At 41.9% G+C, this 16,035-nt stretch carries 16 protein-coding genes and 2 tRNA genes; 15 read left to right on the top strand and 3 right to left on the bottom strand.

What is annotated here, in order from left to right; genetic code table 11:
• Positions 1 to 181: 181 nt before the first annotated feature.
• The 11 genes from WHS38_01220 (at position 182) to WHS38_01170 (ending at position 9,953) form a co-directional block, all read left to right on the top strand.
• A complete protein-coding gene (locus tag WHS38_01220) occupies positions 182 to 1,282 on the top strand; it encodes a serine hydrolase domain-containing protein (GenBank protein ID MEJ5299589.1) in 1,101 nt (366 codons plus the stop codon).
• Positions 1,269 to 2,705 carry a Mur ligase family protein gene (locus WHS38_01215; protein MEJ5299588.1) on the top strand — a complete coding sequence of 479 codons (1,437 nt, stop codon included), beginning with the start codon at positions 1,269 to 1,271 and terminating at the stop codon, positions 2,703 to 2,705. Before WHS38_01220 ends, WHS38_01215 begins: the two co-directional genes overlap by 14 nt.
• Positions 2,706 to 2,734: 29 nt before the next feature.
• A complete protein-coding gene (locus WHS38_01210) occupies positions 2,735 to 3,319 on the top strand; it encodes an epoxyqueuosine reductase QueH (GenBank protein ID MEJ5299587.1) in 585 nt (194 codons plus the stop codon).
• Positions 3,320 to 3,431: 112 nt separating this feature from the next.
• A tRNA-Ser gene (locus WHS38_01205) sits at positions 3,432 to 3,527 on the top strand.
• A gap of 61 nt (positions 3,528 to 3,588) precedes the next feature.
• A tRNA-Ser gene (locus tag WHS38_01200) sits at positions 3,589 to 3,681 on the top strand.
• Positions 3,682 to 3,701: 20 nt separating this feature from the next.
• A complete protein-coding gene (gene dnaX, locus WHS38_01195) occupies positions 3,702 to 5,390 on the top strand; it encodes a DNA polymerase III subunit gamma/tau (GenBank protein MEJ5299586.1) in 1,689 nt (562 codons plus the stop codon).
• Positions 5,391 to 5,404: 14 nt separating this feature from the next.
• Positions 5,405 to 5,731 carry a YbaB/EbfC family nucleoid-associated protein gene (locus tag WHS38_01190; GenBank protein ID MEJ5299585.1) on the top strand — a complete coding sequence of 109 codons (327 nt, stop codon included), beginning with the start codon at positions 5,405 to 5,407 and terminating at the stop codon, positions 5,729 to 5,731.
• Between the two features lie 21 nt (positions 5,732 to 5,752).
• Entirely contained in the window at positions 5,753 to 6,373 is a 621-nt protein-coding gene (gene recR, locus WHS38_01185; GenBank protein ID MEJ5299584.1) for a recombination mediator RecR, read from the top strand.
• On the top strand, positions 6,370 to 6,684 hold the full coding sequence (locus tag WHS38_01180) for a hypothetical protein (protein MEJ5299583.1): 315 nt from the start codon (positions 6,370 to 6,372) through the stop codon (positions 6,682 to 6,684). The genes recR and WHS38_01180 overlap by 4 nt, the downstream gene beginning before the upstream one ends.
• Before the next feature lie 77 nt (positions 6,685 to 6,761).
• Entirely contained in the window at positions 6,762 to 8,780 is a 2,019-nt protein-coding gene (locus WHS38_01175) for a PAS domain-containing protein (GenBank protein MEJ5299582.1), read from the top strand.
• Positions 8,781 to 8,795: 15 nt separating this feature from the next.
• Positions 8,796 to 9,953, top strand: coding sequence for an HD domain-containing phosphohydrolase (locus WHS38_01170; GenBank protein ID MEJ5299581.1), 1,158 nt, complete (start codon positions 8,796 to 8,798; stop codon positions 9,951 to 9,953).
• Between the two features lie 68 nt (positions 9,954 to 10,021).
• On the opposite strand, the gene lpxC is transcribed toward WHS38_01170, so the two are convergent.
• Positions 10,022 to 10,984 carry a UDP-3-O-acyl-N-acetylglucosamine deacetylase gene (gene lpxC, locus WHS38_01165; GenBank protein ID MEJ5299580.1) on the bottom strand — a complete coding sequence of 321 codons (963 nt, stop codon included), beginning with the start codon at positions 10,982 to 10,984 and terminating at the stop codon, positions 10,022 to 10,024.
• A gap of 143 nt (positions 10,985 to 11,127) precedes the next feature.
• Between lpxC and WHS38_01160 the strand changes: the two genes are divergently transcribed.
• The 3 genes from WHS38_01160 to WHS38_01150 all read left to right on the top strand — a co-directional run bounded on the left by WHS38_01160 (position 11,128) and on the right by WHS38_01150 (position 13,782).
• Entirely contained in the window at positions 11,128 to 11,907 is a 780-nt protein-coding gene (locus WHS38_01160) for a ribonuclease Z (protein ID MEJ5299579.1), read from the top strand.
• Between the two features lie 223 nt (positions 11,908 to 12,130).
• Entirely contained in the window at positions 12,131 to 13,297 is a 1,167-nt protein-coding gene (locus WHS38_01155) for a hypothetical protein (protein MEJ5299578.1), read from the top strand.
• 44 nt (positions 13,298 to 13,341) lie between these two features.
• Positions 13,342 to 13,782: an archease gene (locus WHS38_01150; protein MEJ5299577.1), complete on the top strand. Its 441-nt coding sequence runs from the start codon at positions 13,342 to 13,344 to the stop codon at positions 13,780 to 13,782.
• 141 nt (positions 13,783 to 13,923) lie between these two features.
• On the opposite strand, the gene WHS38_01145 is transcribed toward WHS38_01150, so the two are convergent.
• Together WHS38_01145 and WHS38_01140 are read right to left on the bottom strand one after the other, a co-directional pair.
• On the bottom strand, positions 13,924 to 14,583 hold the full coding sequence (locus tag WHS38_01145; GenBank protein ID MEJ5299576.1) for a MazG family protein: 660 nt from the start codon (positions 14,581 to 14,583) through the stop codon (positions 13,924 to 13,926).
• Positions 14,584 to 14,595: 12 nt separating this feature from the next.
• Positions 14,596 to 15,159, bottom strand: coding sequence for a CvpA family protein (locus tag WHS38_01140; protein ID MEJ5299575.1), 564 nt, complete (start codon positions 15,157 to 15,159; stop codon positions 14,596 to 14,598).
• A 108-nt stretch (positions 15,160 to 15,267) separates the two neighbouring features.
• On the opposite strand from WHS38_01140, the gene WHS38_01135 reads away from it, so the two are divergent.
• A complete protein-coding gene (locus tag WHS38_01135; protein ID MEJ5299574.1) occupies positions 15,268 to 15,996 on the top strand; it encodes an RNA pseudouridine synthase in 729 nt (242 codons plus the stop codon).
• Positions 15,997 to 16,035 lie beyond the last annotated feature (39 nt).

Genomic DNA, 16,035 nt, shown 5'->3' with positions numbered 1-16,035 from the left:
ATGCGCTGGGACTGAAGGTGCTCCGTTTTACTAACGTAGAAGAGTCCGAAAAACTGGAAGGCGTGCTTGAAACAATTCGCAGGACACTGAATGAAACTGAGCTTTCGGGAGACCACTACCTTTACCTTTTTAGACGGAATCAAAGAATTTTCCAAACACACTCTTTTAAGAAGGTTTTTCTATGAGCAATTCAAACATCCTCGACCTGCTTAAGAGTGCCGCTGAAGATCGATTATTTACTGCAGCATCAGTTATAATTTCCCGTGGGGAAGATGTTCTTTTCGAGGCGCACACAGGTTACGAAGAAGAAAACGGGCTTCCTGTCACCTGTAATCACCTTTTCGACCTTGCTTCTCTCACAAAACCCATCGTTACAGCCACAGCCTTCATGAAACTTTGCTCTGATGGTATCCTGACGCTTGATGAACCGCTCCATTACTTCTTTCCATCAAAACGGATTCATCCTGATCTCCGCAATGTGCCTTTGCGGGCGATTCTCTCTCATGCAGGTGGCTGGAAAGATTATGAGCCATTCTATTTAGCCCTTCCAGCAAACCGAGATAGAGAAACAGCTAAAAATTATATCTTGAGAGCTATTCTTGAAACACCCCCGGCATATACACCACTCAAGCAATCCTGTTATAGCGACCTGGGTTACATTTTGCTTGGCTTTATCCTTGAAGAAATTAAAGGCGTAAAACTCGATGTTCTGTGGACTGACATTTGCAGAACTCTTTGCCCAGAACCTAATTTGATCTATCTATCCAAGGAAAACCTTCAAAGTCACAGAATAGATATTTTAACGGTTTCTACGGGATGGTGTTCCTGGAGGAAGAGATGGCTCAAAGGCGAAGTTCACGATGAAAATTGCTTTGCCATGGGAGGAATTGCCGGTCATGCAGGTCTGTTTGGCACAGCTCAGGCTGTGTCAGGCTGGCTCAAAGAACTCTTCAGGACATGGAGTGGCAACTCGCCTAGACTTCCAATTAAAAAAGACATAGTGCGATCTTTTTGGGAAAGACGGAAGGAAATCCCTAACTCAACCTGGGCTCTTGGTTTCGATACGCCGTCTACGCAAAACTCCACTGCAGGACGGTTCTTTTCCCAGACCAGCGTTGGACACCTTGGTTTTACAGGCACATCCTTTTGGTTAGATCTTACCGATGGATTCTCTGTTGTTTTACTCACAAATAGAGTTTACTATCCCGGCACGAAGGACAGGATGAAGCTTTTTCGGATGGCAATTCATGACTTGGCGAGGACGGAATATGGGGGAAACTGAAAAACTATACTTCATGGGAATAGGCGGCGTAGCGATGGGAAACATGGCTGCTGCCTGTAAAGAGCTAGGTTATCAGGTGATAGGATCAGATGCGGGGCTTTATCCTCCTACAAGCACCCTGATAGAAAAACTTGGAATCCCCGTTTTCATACCCTACGATGCGGAAAACATCTCGCGAGCAAATCCAGACAGAGTCATCATTGGAAACGTAATCAGAGCAACCAATCCAGAAGTTCAGCGTATATTTGAGCATAAAATACCCTACATGAGTATCACAGACCTGATAGATAAGGTTTTTCTGTCACGACATAAAAGCCTTGTCGTGGCGGGAACTCACGGAAAAACTACCACCACAGCCCTCCTCGCCTGGACTCTTACTGAAGCAGGCTACGATCCATCGGCTCTGGTTGGAGGATTCGTTAAGCAATGGGACTGTGGCTACAGACTGGGTAACGGCGATTGGGTAGTGCTTGAAGGAGATGAATACGATACGGCTTTTTTCGATAAAACTCCCAAGTTCTGGCATTATCGTCCCTACGGGGCTATCGTTACCAGTGTAGAATTCGACCATGGAGATATTTACCCAAACCTGGAAGCTGTAAAGAATGCCTTCAAGACTTTCGCAAGTCTCATCCCACCTGAAGGATTTCTTGTAGTGAAACATGAAGACCCTCACAGAGAAGAGTTAGCAAAAGTCTGCAAAGGACGGATCATTTCATACGGAGTCGAAGATGGTGCTACCTTCAGATTGATTTCTGTCATTCCTCAACAGCAAAGCGCCATTGTGACTTATCAACGCAAAGAAGGTCGAATCGCATCCTTCAGGCTCCCCTTAATTGGAAAACATAATGCTCTCAATGCTCTTGCCGTTTCAGCCGTTTTAGAGGAACTAGGAATAGAACCCGGGAGATTTTCTGAGCTTTTTGAAAAATTTCCAGGAGTAAAGCGCCGTCAGGAAGTCATTGGAGAATGGACGGATGGAACAGGGAATATCACACTCATTGACGATTTTGCTCACCACCCAACAGCCGTTAAGGAAACTATCCATGCAGTAAAAAACCATTACATTGGACGTCGCATTGTGGTTGTATTCGAACCAAGAACAAACACGAGTAAACGAAAATTCTTTCAAGACGTTTATCCTAATGCTTTTACCGGATCTGATTTAGTTTTTTTCAAGGCGCCGGCTGACTATGAAACTATTCCATCTGAAGAAAGGATAGACATAGAAGCGATCGCATCATCTGCAAAGAATAACGGACAGACAAAAGATGCTCGCTCTTTTTTCAATACTGACGAACTGGTTGAATATCTCTCGAGAGCAATCCGCCCTGGCGACGTTGTATTATTTATGAGCAATGGATCGATGGACGGAATTCCACAAAAGACAAAAACCGTTCTGGATGAACGGCTGGGTCGTTGATCAAGAATTATAACGCAGGAGTATTCTCAATGCGCATTCTTCTCCACACCTGTTGTGGTCCCTGCACGATTTTTCCTCTGAGAAGTCTTCGGGAAAAGGGTTTTGAAGTGTTCGGTTTTTACTACAATCCGAACATTCATCCTTATCAGGAATGGCGGAAAAGACTTGAAGCTCTTCAGGAAGTAGCCAGAGTAGAAAGCGAAGATAAGCCTTTTCATCTGATTGTAAGGCATGATTATCCTCTCGAGGAATTTTTAAGAAATGTCGTCTTTCGCGAAGAAAATCGCTGTATCTACTGTTACACAATAAGACTGGAAGCCACAGCCAGAGCAGCCAGGAAAAGCGGTTTTGATGCTTTCACCACGACTCTTTTATACAGCAAAAGGCAGAGACATGAACTCATAAAGGAGATTGCTGAGAGTGTTTCCAGGCGGTTTTCCATAGCTTTTTACTATGAAGACTTCCGAAAGGGATGGAAGACAGGGCAGGAAGAAGCGATAAGGCTGGGAATTTATCGGCAACAGTATTGTGGGTGTATCTACAGCGAGAAGGAAAGATTCTACAAAAAGCCCAAATTAGAAAAAGAGTCTGATGAGATCCAATGGTTTCTGTAGCCTATGAACCGATTTTCGTTATCTGAACACACCTAAAGCCGATTTTGAAACATCCTTTTTCAACGGTTGATTCTCGGTAAACCTTGCTGTATAAAAATAGATGGTTGGTTTTGGAGAGGTACCGAAGTGGCCGTAACGGGGTCGACTCGAAATCGACTTGTCCGGTGAAGAGCCGGGCACGTGGGTTCGAATCCCACCCTCTCCGCCACCTAATTTAACAAAAAGGTTGCCTTTTTAAGCCAATTCTTTTATAGAAATATGCACTTTGCGGAGAGATGCCCGAGAGGCCGAAGGGGCACGACTGGAAATCGTGTGTCCCGCCAAAAACGGGACCGTGGGTTCGAATCCCACTCTCTCCGCCATCCCACTTTAGGACTCAATCATGTCATACCTTGTTCTCGCACGGAAATGGCGTCCTCAGAATTTCGAAGAAGTTGTTGGGCAAAACCATGTTACTAAAGTTCTTCAGAACGCTATTCGTCTTAACCGTGTCGCTCATGCTTATCTCTTTAGCGGACCAAGAGGTGTAGGAAAAACATCGGTTGCTCGAATTTTTTCCAAAGCACTAAATTGCGAAAAAGGTCCCACCCCTACCCCCTGCGGCGTTTGCTCTCAATGTATAGAAATGGCTTCCGGGAAATCTGCGGATGTGGTGGAAATAGATGGAGCCTCACATAGAGGCATAGACAACATCCGTTCCCTTCAAGAATCCATAGGATATAAGCCTATCAAGGGCAGGTTCAAAATCTACATAATTGATGAAGTTCATATGCTGACCGTGGAAGCCTTCAATGCTCTTTTGAAAACCCTTGAAGAACCTCCCCCTCACGTGCGTTTTATTTTTGCCACAACGGAAGTCCATAGAGTGCCTCAAACTGTGCTCAGTCGATGCCAGCGCTTCGATTTTCGGCGAATACCGACTAAAGACATAAGCCTTCATCTGGAGCGCATAGCTAAAGCCGAAGAGATTCCTGTTGCTTCATCGATTATAGAAGCAATAGCCGTTGAAGCTGACGGAAGTCTCCGGGATGCTGAGACGCTTCTCGAGCAAGTAATCGCCTTTCATGGGGAAGGGCTTGATGATGAAGAACTTCTAAAACTTCTTGGAATTGTTGACCGAACAAGTCTTATTAACGTTCTGAAGGCTGTCGTAAACGGTGATAGAAAAGCCTGCCTTCAACTGGTTCAAGAAATTTACGAAAGCGGCTGTGACGAAGTTAAATTTCTTAATCGCCTTCTTGACCTGGTGCATCGACTTCTTATCGTTAAAACCATGTCTGATAATCCTTCCTCTCTTACACGACGCTTTACTATATCAGATCATGAGCTTGAAATCCTCTCTAGCCTTGCAGAAAAAGTCTCTGCCGAGATTGTGGATACATACTATCAAATATTGATTCGCGGAATTGAATTAGCACGTCGATCTTCTCAACCTCATTTTGTGCTGGAGATGACGATACTCAAAATGGCTAGCGTTCCAAACGTTCTTCACATGCCTGACATAATAAAATCAGTCAAAGGGCTGATGGAAGGTAAAGTTTACCAACCACCGTTAGAAGCCCTTGATCACCGCAAGGATGCACTTCAAAAAACAACTCTGGTAGAACATCAGCCAAGCGAAAAGCCCCTCGTCAGACGTTCTCTAGACGATATCGTGGCTGAATGGGAACAATTTTTAAACTGGCTTACATTACACGATCAGATTTTAAAAGTGCAGCTTGCGAACAGCATTGCAGAAAAAGGGCAAAACTCTAGCGAATTGGTAATTTCGGTAATACCCGTTTATAGCGACATCTTAAAAACAGAATCATCTTTTGATCGTTTAAAAGGGGCTTTGCATGAATTTTTCGGAATACCTGAGCTTGTTTTAACTATAAAAGGCGACGATGAACTTGCTCAGAATGCAAAGCAAATTCAAAATAACCTGGAAATTAAGCGCATGGAAAGGGAGCTTAAGAATCACTCAATGGTTAGAGAAATTCTTGAGCTGTTCAACGGATCTATTGTAGATGTGCGCATGAATGCTTATTCTCAAGATGTCTTGGAAGGAGAAGCTGATTCTGACGGATAAGGTGAGGTGGAACTATGATTAAAGGACTGGATATAATGGGGCCCATCAAAACTCTTCAGGAAAAAATGGCGAAAGTGCAGGAAGAATTGGAACAGCGAACCGTGGAAGGATCGGCTGGCGGTGGGATGGTAACAGTTGTAGTAAATGGCAAATTGGAAGTAATAGACCTCAAAATTGATCCCCAGGTTGTAAATCCTGAAGACGTTTCTATGCTAGAGGATCTAATAATTGCCGCTGTGAATGAGGCTTTAAGGCGAGCTCAGGAAATCATGGCGGAGGAACTTTCAAAACTGGCTGGCGGACTAAACATATCTGGTCTCAAGCTCCCAGGGTTATTCTAAATTTTAAGCGAGGGTTTCGTCATGAAAGCTTATCCTGCGGTAGTTCTGGACGTCATTGACAGGATAAAGCGACTCCCGGGGTTTGGTGAAAAGAGCGCCGCACGGCTTGCTTTATATTTAATCAATGCTCCAGACAGAGAAGCAGAAGATCTTGCCGAAGCTATCCTCAGGATGAAGCGCGAACTAGCTCTTTGCAAAAAGTGCTTTCATATTGCTGAAGGAGATCTATGCACCATTTGTTCTGATCCATCCAGAAATAAAGAAGAAATCTGCGTTGTTGAAACTATCTCTGACTTGATAGCTATAGAGCAAACTGGCGCTTTCAAAGGACTTTACCATGTCCTTCATGGTGTTCTAAATCCGCTTGACAACATCGGACCAGATGAAATTCGTCTAAAGGAACTAGTAGATCGCATACAGACAGAACCGATCAAAGAGGTCATTATAGCTACAAATCCGTCAGCTCAGGGCGAAGCAACGGCTCATTACATTCTTAGGCTTATTAAAAAAGACACTGTAAAGGTTACTAGGATTGGGCTTGGCATTCCCATGGGGGGCGATATAAAATATATTGACAAAATGACAATAACCCAGGCTATGCTGGGAAGGAGGCCCTTAGATAAAGAGGAGAACAAACGGTGAGTCACACTTCCAGAATCGCAAATCTCAAACCAGAAGAAATTGAAGCGATAAAGCGTCTGGAAGAAAGCCTTGGGAATAGATTCTGCTTATTAGCGGTTGAAAAAATTGAAAGTCTTTACGTCCTTGAAGCCAAGATTGCTCCAAATGTGTGGGAACCCGTTCATAGAGTTTATCCACAGATCGAAGGACTCAAAGCTTATTATTGCTCCGAGGAAGACGCTAAATTGGCGAAGTCAAGCCTTAAAGCTTTTCTGACCGGAAAACTTAAAGGTTCTCTTGAAAAGCGCCCTATTCGTATCCGTAAAATCTAGAACTGGGTAGTGAAACCAGTTTAAACTTTTGCTTAATTATAAAAGCATCTTATCTACTACCGTGGAAAGGCAGGCCAATGCGGAATCTATATCTAATAGAAGGAGAAAAAATTGAATTAACTGATATTCTCAAAAATATTCTCCCTTCCCTAGATTTGGTTTTTTACAGGGGGTTTCTGGATTGGTCATTTATTTTCTGGGGACAAAGAATTAAACAAATCACGGGCTATGATCCACAGGAGTTTTCAACCGGAAGGAAAAATTGGAAAGATATAGTTTTTGCTGAAGATTTAGAAAAAATCATAACGATAACTAGGGAAGCCATTAAGCATAAAAAACTTCAATGCCTCCGAACATATCGCATTGTTACAGCTAGCGGCGAAATTAGATGGATAAGCGACCGTGGTTCGCTAATTTACGATTCTAATGGCGAACTTCTATGGATAGACGGAATTATTTTTGATATAACCAAAGAAAAACAACTTGAATTAACATTAGAAAAGGGAAAACAGGAATGGCAACTCACTTTCGATAGCGTTCCGAACCCGATTGTAATTGCCGAACCAAGTGAGCACTCCTGCATATACAGCCGAGTAAACAAAGCCTTTGCGGATCGGCTAGGGCTACACCCTAGAGATATTGTAAAAAAGCGTTGTAAAGATATTCTAGGAGGATCCCTTTTCAATGATTTACCGATGCTATCTAAATCTAAAGTTACTTTTGAAAGGGATGTTGAAGTTCCTGCTCTGGGAGGATATTTTCATGTCACAAATGTGCCTGTGCTGGATTCTAAAGGAAACATTGAAAAAGTCATTTGTCTGTTTACCGACATAACAAACATCAAAAAAATTGAAGAAAATCTGAAAACGCTTACCAGAGAACTTTCTTTCGTCATTGATTCGGTTTCCGTTGTGGTCATAGGAGTCAATGAACAAGGGATAGTTTACAGGTGGAATCGTGTTGCAGAAAAGATATTTATGACATCAGCATCTGATATTCTTGGCCGTCCACTTAAAGAACTCTCCTTCCCTGGAGACTTTACGAGCAGACTCATACCAGCTTACGAACAATGCTTGGAAACCAAAAGACCTGTTCAGATTGATGAAATAAGACTCTACTCAGAAGAAGAAACACGAATCTTAAATTTTTCCATTAAGCCTTTCTTCACACCTGATAATAGGCTTTGTTTTTTTATAACGGGATTTGATGTCACGAACCAAAAAAACCTTGAAATGATGCTGGTTCATTCTCAGAAACTTGAGGCTATAGGAACTCTTGCTGCCGGAATAGCTCATGAAATTAACACTCCCTGTCAATGCGTGCTCTCTAACTTGAATTTTATTCGAGAAGAAATCCATCAAATAATGGAGTTGGTCGAATGTTGCAAAAATTTAGTGAATTCGATAAAGGCTCAATGCAGTGATGATGGTCCATTGTTTTGGCTGGAAAAAATTGGAAAAATCATGAACAACCTTGACTTGCCTTTCTTAATGGAAGAAATTCCTCAGGCTCTAAGCCAGAGTCTTGATTGTCTTCAAAGAGTGATTAAAATTATAGACTCTATCCGAGAGTTTTCTCATCCGGGATCCCAGACCAAAATAGTCACAGACATTCATAAGCTTCTCGAAAGCGTAGTGACTATATCAAGAAACGAATGGAAATATGTAGCTAATGTGGAGTTCGATTTTGACCCAAGCATTCCCCCTATACTCTGCTACCCAGGCGAACTTTCACAGGTATTTCTAAACTTAATTGTTAATGCTGCTCAGGCAATAAAAGAAGCCATTGGCGATCGGCCTGAAAATAAAGGCTCAATAACTATTCGGACAAAGCGAAAAGATCCATGGTGCGTGGTAAGTGTGACCGATACGGGCACAGGGATTCCTAAGGAAATACGCCATAAAGTTTTCGAACCCTTTTTCACAACAAAACCAGTTGGTAAAGGCACAGGACAGGGGCTCGCCATAGCCCAGGCAGTTATAATGAAAAAGCATAATGGACATATTTATTTTGAAACTAAAGAAGGTAAAGGAACAACTTTCTTTGTCCTATTGCCTCTCGGTGAAATAGAAAAAAGCCATGATATTATAGGATGAGGTGGGAAAAGTCCTATGGTGCAAAAGATATTCAAAGTGTTATTCGTTGATGATGAACCAAGTGTGCTTTTAGCAATGAAAAGAGCCTTTTATAAAATTCAGAATATCAAGATCGATACAGCGGAAAGCGGGAAAGAAGGAATCGAAAAGATTAAAAAGAACGGTCCTTATGCATTAGTGATTTCTGATCTGCGAATGCCCGTTATGGATGGAATTCAATTTCTCACCAGGGTAAAGGAATTATCTCCAGACACTGTCAGAATTATGCTTACCGGCTACGCCGATATCCAGACAGCCATTGAAGCGATTAACTCTGGAAATGTCTTTAGATTTCTAACTAAACCTTGCAGTTCTGATACTCTTTTACAGGCTGTAGCTGCAGGTGTCGAACAGTATAAACTCATCAAAGCAGAAAAAGAACTATTAGAAAATACCCTGAAAGGTTGTGTAAAGACCTTAATGGAAGTATTATCGCTTTCCAATCCTGAAGCTTTTGGGCGAGCGTCGCGAGTGACCCGCTATGCACTCTGGATTGGTAGAGAACTTCAATATCAACCAATGTGGAAGCTGGAAACTGCTGCCAGGCTTTCTCAACTTGGATGCTTTATAGTTCCAGAAGAAGCCTTTATAAAAATGTATCGAGGAGAAAAACTCCAGGGTGAAGAAAAACAACTTATGGAAATGCATCCATCTATTGCCGCAGATCTAATAAGATATATTCCACGACTTGAAGAAATTGCAGAAATTATAACTTACCAAGAAAAACATTACGATGGAACTGGACTTCCTATCGATTCTGTGAAGGAAGAAGAAATCCCTATAGAATCCAGAATCCTTAAGATAGCCCTTGATTTTGATTTATTTCTTTACCGCAATCACAAACCTTACGAAGCATACGAAATAATGTCCAAACGCTCAGGAGTCTATGATCCCAAGATTCTTCCTGTTCTAAGAAAAATCGTCCATATTCAATCCGAATACGAACCGGCTCTGGTAAAAATAGAAGAACTCAAAGAAGGCATGATTATTTCCGAGGATCTCTTTACCGTCGACGGAAGACTCCTTATTCGCCAAGGGCACGAAGTATCGGCACCTCTCATAGAAAAACTAAAAAACTTCGCAAAAACCATTGGTGTGGAAGAACCCATAAAGGTTCTAAGACCACGGTCTTAGTTAAATGTATCTAGGATTAACGACACCAGCGTTTTAATTACAATGATCTAAACTTCTCTAGGGTAGTTTTAAGTAGCTTGTATCCTTACCTCGGTATGAGCATTATACAATTTGAACAACTCTTCAGGTGGGGGAGGTAAAAAGCTTGATACTAGACATTCGATTTTCTCCTGGGGGACTTCCTCTAAAAACGGCATAATTTCCTTAAGTAATTTATGATGCAAACCATGTCCGGCCTTGTGGATAACAAAATGTCCAATAATAGGTTTTCCAACAAGCATAATATCACCTAGAAGATCCAGAACCTTATGTCGAACACATTCATCAGCAAATCGAAAACCTTCTGGATTCAGAAGTAAATGCTTATCGAAGACCAGAGCATTTTCCAAAGACCCACCTAATGCAAGTCCTTGAGATCTAAGCTTTGTCACATCCTCAAGAAAACCGAAAGTTCTTGCTGGAGCAATCTCTCTCAAAAATCGTCTAGAATCAAAGGTCCACCTTATAGACTGTTTGCTAATCAAAGGGTGAGGAAACTCAATAGAATAGTCAACGGTTAGAGAGAAAGATTCAGAAGGTAAAACCATCAAATAGGCATCACCCTCTTTTAATTCTACGGATGAAGTAATAGCATAAAATCGGCGTGGAACGTTTTGAGGCACCACACCAGCTTCTAGAATCAGTCTAGCATAAGTCAAAGCGCTACCGTCAGCGATGGGTATTTCGGGACCATCAACTTCTACAAAGGCATTATCTACGCCGCAGCCTAAAAAAGCAGCCAGAAGATGCTCAACTGTTGATACCCCTGTTCCGTTAAATCCTATAGTGGTCGCCATGATAGATCGAGAAATATTTTCATAAGAAGCTTTTACCGATTCTGAAAGAAATTTTCTGGATCTTATAAATATAATCCCCGTTGAGGGTGGTGCCGGCTTAATAACAACCCGGGTTATTTTCCCGGTATGTAAACCAATACCTTCATATTTTATTTCGCGCCCCACAGTATGTTCTAGGAGTTTCCAATCTCCCACCCTTTCCTCCTTTTTATAACACCCCCGTTGATTGTAACTTTCAGATATTCCTTTTACGAAATTTTTTGTCGCAAGGTCAAGAAAAGGGTTACAATTCTAAAAATTTTTATCGTCTCTAATTACATCAAGAGTGGAGGAAACATATGAAAATAACCTTTTTAGGCGTAGGAGAAGCCTGTGACGAAAAACATCCTAACACATCAATCCTGTTAGAAATTAAAAACGCCAAGAGTGAAACTATTACGGTGCTTATGGATTGTGGATTTTCTGTGCCGTTTCAGTTCTGGAAATATATCTCCGATCCGGAAAAGCTCGACGCCGTATGGATTTCACACTTTCACGGCGATCACTTTTTTGGAACGCCTCTTCTTTTACTGCGCCTTTGGGAAATGAAAAGACAAAAACCCTTGACCATAATTGGCCAGAAAGGCATCGAGTCTGTCATTGATAAAGCTCTCGATCTTGCCTATCCCGGTTTTAGAAGTCGGTTTGCCTTTGAACTCTTTTTCGAAGAAATAAAAGAAGGCGAAGCGTATCACTTTTTTAATCTAAACTGGATAAGCGCTCCAACTGAACACAGCCAAAAAAACCTTTCCGTCGCCATTGAAACACCCGAAGGAAAAGTTTTTTATAGCGGAGATGGAAAGCCAACTAAAGAAACTGAAGAAATAGCTAAGGAAACCCTTCTTATTATTCATGAGGCATTCCACATTGAACCTTCTGTTCCAGGCCATGGCACAGTTAGGGGCGTATTAGACATGGCTGAAAGAGCCAGAGCTCATTCTGTTGCCTGTGTTCATGTTCAGCGAGACGTGAGAAGGAATTACGAAACCCAGATCAGGCAAATGCTTCTTGAAAGAAAGTCGTTGATACAGGCATTTCTTCCTGAAACCGGTGAAATTATTGAAATCGGAAAAAAGTGATGCAAAACTTTTCTAAATGGGATAAATTTCTAAGTGTCCGACCGTTAAGAAGTCCCTTGGGAGGAGAACTATTTAGGCACAAAGATAAATCGCTGTATTCCTGGGGGAAAGAGTTAATTGAGCGTTTGTGTTGCATAAATACTAGGGGGATGAATTCCCCCATGTTAATCTAAGAGTAACAATATTACGTAAGTGAAGCTTCTGAAGGTTTAAGGAGGATGATATGAACATATTCCGGCAGGAAACTCTGAAATGGCTCAAAGAAAGGGCTCCAAAAGAAGGATCTCCTGTTCTTAGCGTTTATCTCAACATTGACCCTTCCCTTCCAGCTAACGCTAAAGGGGGTTACAAAACAGTATTGGATCAGATGTTAACCAGAATCGAAAAAGAAATAGGTAACGATGGAAACTTAAAAGCTCACTTTAAAGATGACAGCCAGTGGATTCTAAAAGAGGTAGAAACTCTTATACCAGCAGGAAAAACTTTTATAGCTTTTTGCGATATATCAGAAAAATTCACTTATAAAGAGGAAATCCCTCTTCGCTTACCTAATCTAGTGTTTTATGAAGAAGCGCCCTACATAAGACCTGTTCTGGAAACTATTGATGAATACGAACGCTATATCATATGTCTCTTGGACAGCGAGAAGGCACGTCTCTTTCTTTTTTCTTTTGGGCAGATAGAAGAAATACAGGATACGGTAAGCCTTGCGCCTGTAAAGTATCGAAAAACTGTGGGAACAGATCATATGAGATCTCAAACAATCTTTCAACGTCGCGCAGAAACATGGACGAACTGGTTCCTGAAGGATACAAGCAATCGCATTTATGATTTGATAGAAGATTCCAAAGCTCAATATATTATTCTGATGGGACCAAGCGAAATCACATCGGAGCTTTTTCGTCTGCTTCCCAAGGCTCTTCAGGAAAAGGTAGTGGCAAGATTAAGAATGTCTACTAAAGCAAAGTCAGAAGAAGTGCTGGAGGTGGTCCTGCCCGTAGTAGAAGAAAGGGAGCGAGCAACCGAGCTAAGGATCGTAACAGACCTTATTACTACAGCAAACAAGATCAGCCCTTCTTCGGATAAAGCTGCGATTGGCGTAAACCCGACTCTGGATGTAATAAATCAGGGGCGAGCATATCTTCTGGTGTATCCAACAGGAACACAACTTAAAGGTTATTTCTGTCCTAAATGCGAGGTGCTCCTCGATCATCCCCCCGAAGGTGGTAAATGCCCTTATTGTTCGCAATCTCTTGAAGCGGTTGATGATCTCATTTGGTTTGCGTCAGAAAAAGTACTTGCGTCGGGAGGAAAAATCGAAGAAGTTCGCTCAGAAGACGCATGCAAACAGCTTCTTGCTAATGGCATCATTGGAGCTTTCCTTAGATAGATGAAGCCACGGCTTTTAATGTCAGTCAATGGGGGTTTTAGCCTATGCCGTATGCATACTTAGAAGATAGAGCTACGGCAGATGTTGCTTTCAAAGCATGGGGAAAAACTTTGGAAGAACTGTTTGCATCCTGCGCCGATGCTTTACTTGCTATTATGGTTTCTAAGCCGGAAAATATTTGCCCCGCTGACGAAAAAACAATTAATCTCCAGGCCGAAACGCTGGATTTCTTGCTACACCAGTTTCTTCAAGAAATCATATATCTTAAGGACGCCCAACAACTTTTTCTGAAAGTTAAAAGTATCTCCATAAAACCCATAAAAGACGATAAAGGTTTGTGGAATCTCCAAGCCATATTGATAGGGGAACCTATAGAGATTCATAAAGACGATCTTCTGGCAGATGTAAAAGGTATAACCTTTCACGACTTCTCGTTAGAAAAAAAGGGAAATCATTGGGAAGCCACGATAACTGTTGATGTGTAAAATACTTTGTCTAGGGGCGAAAGATCATCGCCCCTAAGAATTTCTATGTTTTTTCATCCCTGGCTTCATGTTGAAGATATATTAAAAAGCCATTGCGTAATAACATGTCCCTGAATTTTTTAACATCCTACTCGGTGTATATCACGGGCTATTTTCTCTCTCATCTAGACGTTTTTGCAACAAATCTTCAGGGCGAAAGCCTCTCAAGCGAGCCAACTGACAGAGATCAATCACAAGATCAGCAAAACACTGAGGAAAATCTTCCTTTGGAGCATGAAATATTTTCTCTAATTTTTTCCCAACGGAATCGCTCACTTCATATTCTAGTTCAGCGACTTCAGGATGAATCGCTTTTCTAGACAGCATGCGGTAAGCTCTCACAAGAGCCGGAAGCGTTTTCGGGATTTTTGTTTCATTTCCCCGCTTTTCTTCCCGTTTTATCTTCTCCCAGTTATCCTTAACATCTTCGGCAGAATTTACACGAAGATCCCCGAAAACATGAGGATGACGACGGATCATTTTCTCTTCAACCCGAGCACCAACATCCTCAAGTCTAAAAATTCCAGATTCTTCATAAAGGTGGACCATAAAAAGCACCATAAATAGAAGATCTCCAAGTTCTTCCATCACTTCCTCAGTAGATCCTGAACGAATAGCAGCATAGGCTTCATGAGCTTCTTCCACAATATAGGTCTTTACGGATTCGGGGGTCTGCTTGCGATCCCAGGGACATCCGTTTTCTCCTCGAAGCTTATCAATAATAGCCCATAGATTTTCAATGATTTCAGCTTTAGTCCCCATAAGCTTCTCTCCTCAGTTGGTTCCGCCTTTGGATTGTTCCTCCCAGTATTTTTTGAGAGCATTACGGCGCTTAGAAAGCTCATCGCCAAGGTGCTTTGACAAAAAAGCATACAAAGTGGCCGATGATTTGCTTACATATGGAGCCAGTAGGGACTCTCTCAGAATAGGGTTAGTTGGTTGAAGGAACAGGGTCAAACCGGAAAAAATCATACCTTGAACGGCAACGGCAAGAACTAGTCCAATGAAACCGCCGAGGAGGCGATCGAAAAACTTAAGCTTAACAGCGGCAAATAATTTGCTCAGCCAATGTCCAACACCTCCAATTACAAACCAGGATAGAAGAAAAAGAACAATAAAAGCCACAAGCTCTGGTTTGGACAGTGAAGGCACAAATGATTTAACGAGCAATGACAACTGAGGATAAAAATGGATCGCAACAAAAAAACCACCAAAAAAACCCAGAACATTAAATAAAATAACAATCCCACCTCGCCATAGTCCTCTAACAACGCAAAGTACCAGCACGGTAAGGAATATGTAATCCAGAGTATTGAGCCTATCTAACGGAACAACCATCACGAAAACTCCACAATATTTTGTGTTAGCTTTGCCAAATGCTCAGTTGTGCTATAACTTACTAAGCCGAAAAACTTCAATGAAAATCAATCACGGGAGTTACTCAAGATGGACGTTATGAAGAAGTTTATCGAAGATTTTCGTTCGGGGTTGGCAATCGTTCATGAAGACAACGATCTAATTGTGGTTTCAAAACCCTGCGGTATAGCATCAATACCGGAGAGACAACCAACAGGGAACGATCTTCTATCAATACTGTCTCGGGAGATGAACAGAAAACTTTATGTAGTCCACAGGCTCGACAAAGACGTCAGTGGCGTAATTATTTTTGCAAAAAATCCGGAAACACATAAGTTTCTTAACAGACTCTTTGAGTCCAGAATGGTTGAAAAGACCTATGTGGCTTTAGTTTACGGCTGCGTATCGGAGAAGGAAGGTTTCATCCGAGCCCCGCTAAGGAGATTTGGCTCTGGTAGAGTCGGGGTTGACTACAAAAAAGGGAAGGAAAGTCTGACATATTTTCGGGTTCTCAAGAGATATAATTTTTGCACTCTACTTTCAGTATCACCCAAAACTGGGCGAAGCCACCAAATAAGAGTCCACCTCTACCACATTGGACATCCCATAATAGGTGATCCCCTTTACGGCAAAATAAAGGCAACCCAAATGGAATCGGAGGTAGGTGCGTTGAACTACTTCAATCACCCAAGACTCATGCTTCATGCGCTTTCTTTAAGATTTACAATTGATGGAACATCCCGGCGTTTTTTTAAATCTTCCCTACCAAACGATTTTCGTTATATATTGAAAAAAATCTTGGCGTGTGGGGATATATAATTCTGTTATGTCCCTATGGATTGTAAACATTAGGCGATG

Source organism: Thermodesulforhabdaceae bacterium, from assembly GCA_037482015.1.
Classification (GTDB): Bacteria; Desulfobacterota; Syntrophobacteria; order Syntrophobacterales; family Thermodesulforhabdaceae; genus JAOACS01.
This window is presented reverse-complemented; position numbering and strand designations above follow the sequence as displayed.

Coding starts and splice junctions, on each gene's coding strand:
- WHS38_01220 (MEJ5299589.1), top strand. CDS start 182: ATGAGCAATTCAAACATCCTCGACCTGCTTAAGAGTGCCGCTGAAGAT.
- WHS38_01215 (MEJ5299588.1), top strand. CDS start 1,269: ATGGGGGAAACTGAAAAACTATACTTCATGGGAATAGGCGGCGTAGCG.
- WHS38_01210 (MEJ5299587.1), top strand. CDS start 2,735: ATGCGCATTCTTCTCCACACCTGTTGTGGTCCCTGCACGATTTTTCCT.
- dnaX (MEJ5299586.1), top strand. CDS start 3,702: ATGTCATACCTTGTTCTCGCACGGAAATGGCGTCCTCAGAATTTCGAA.
- WHS38_01190 (MEJ5299585.1), top strand. CDS start 5,405: ATGATTAAAGGACTGGATATAATGGGGCCCATCAAAACTCTTCAGGAA.
- recR (MEJ5299584.1), top strand. CDS start 5,753: ATGAAAGCTTATCCTGCGGTAGTTCTGGACGTCATTGACAGGATAAAG.
- WHS38_01175 (MEJ5299582.1), top strand. CDS start 6,762: ATGCGGAATCTATATCTAATAGAAGGAGAAAAAATTGAATTAACTGAT.
- WHS38_01170 (MEJ5299581.1), top strand. CDS start 8,796: ATGGTGCAAAAGATATTCAAAGTGTTATTCGTTGATGATGAACCAAGT.
- WHS38_01160 (MEJ5299579.1), top strand. CDS start 11,128: ATGAAAATAACCTTTTTAGGCGTAGGAGAAGCCTGTGACGAAAAACAT.
- WHS38_01155 (MEJ5299578.1), top strand. CDS start 12,131: ATGAACATATTCCGGCAGGAAACTCTGAAATGGCTCAAAGAAAGGGCT.
- WHS38_01150 (MEJ5299577.1), top strand. CDS start 13,342: ATGCCGTATGCATACTTAGAAGATAGAGCTACGGCAGATGTTGCTTTC.
- WHS38_01145 (MEJ5299576.1), bottom strand. CDS start 14,583: ATGGGGACTAAAGCTGAAATCATTGAAAATCTATGGGCTATTATTGAT.
- WHS38_01140 (MEJ5299575.1), bottom strand. CDS start 15,159: ATGGTTGTTCCGTTAGATAGGCTCAATACTCTGGATTACATATTCCTT.
- WHS38_01135 (MEJ5299574.1), top strand. CDS start 15,268: ATGGACGTTATGAAGAAGTTTATCGAAGATTTTCGTTCGGGGTTGGCA.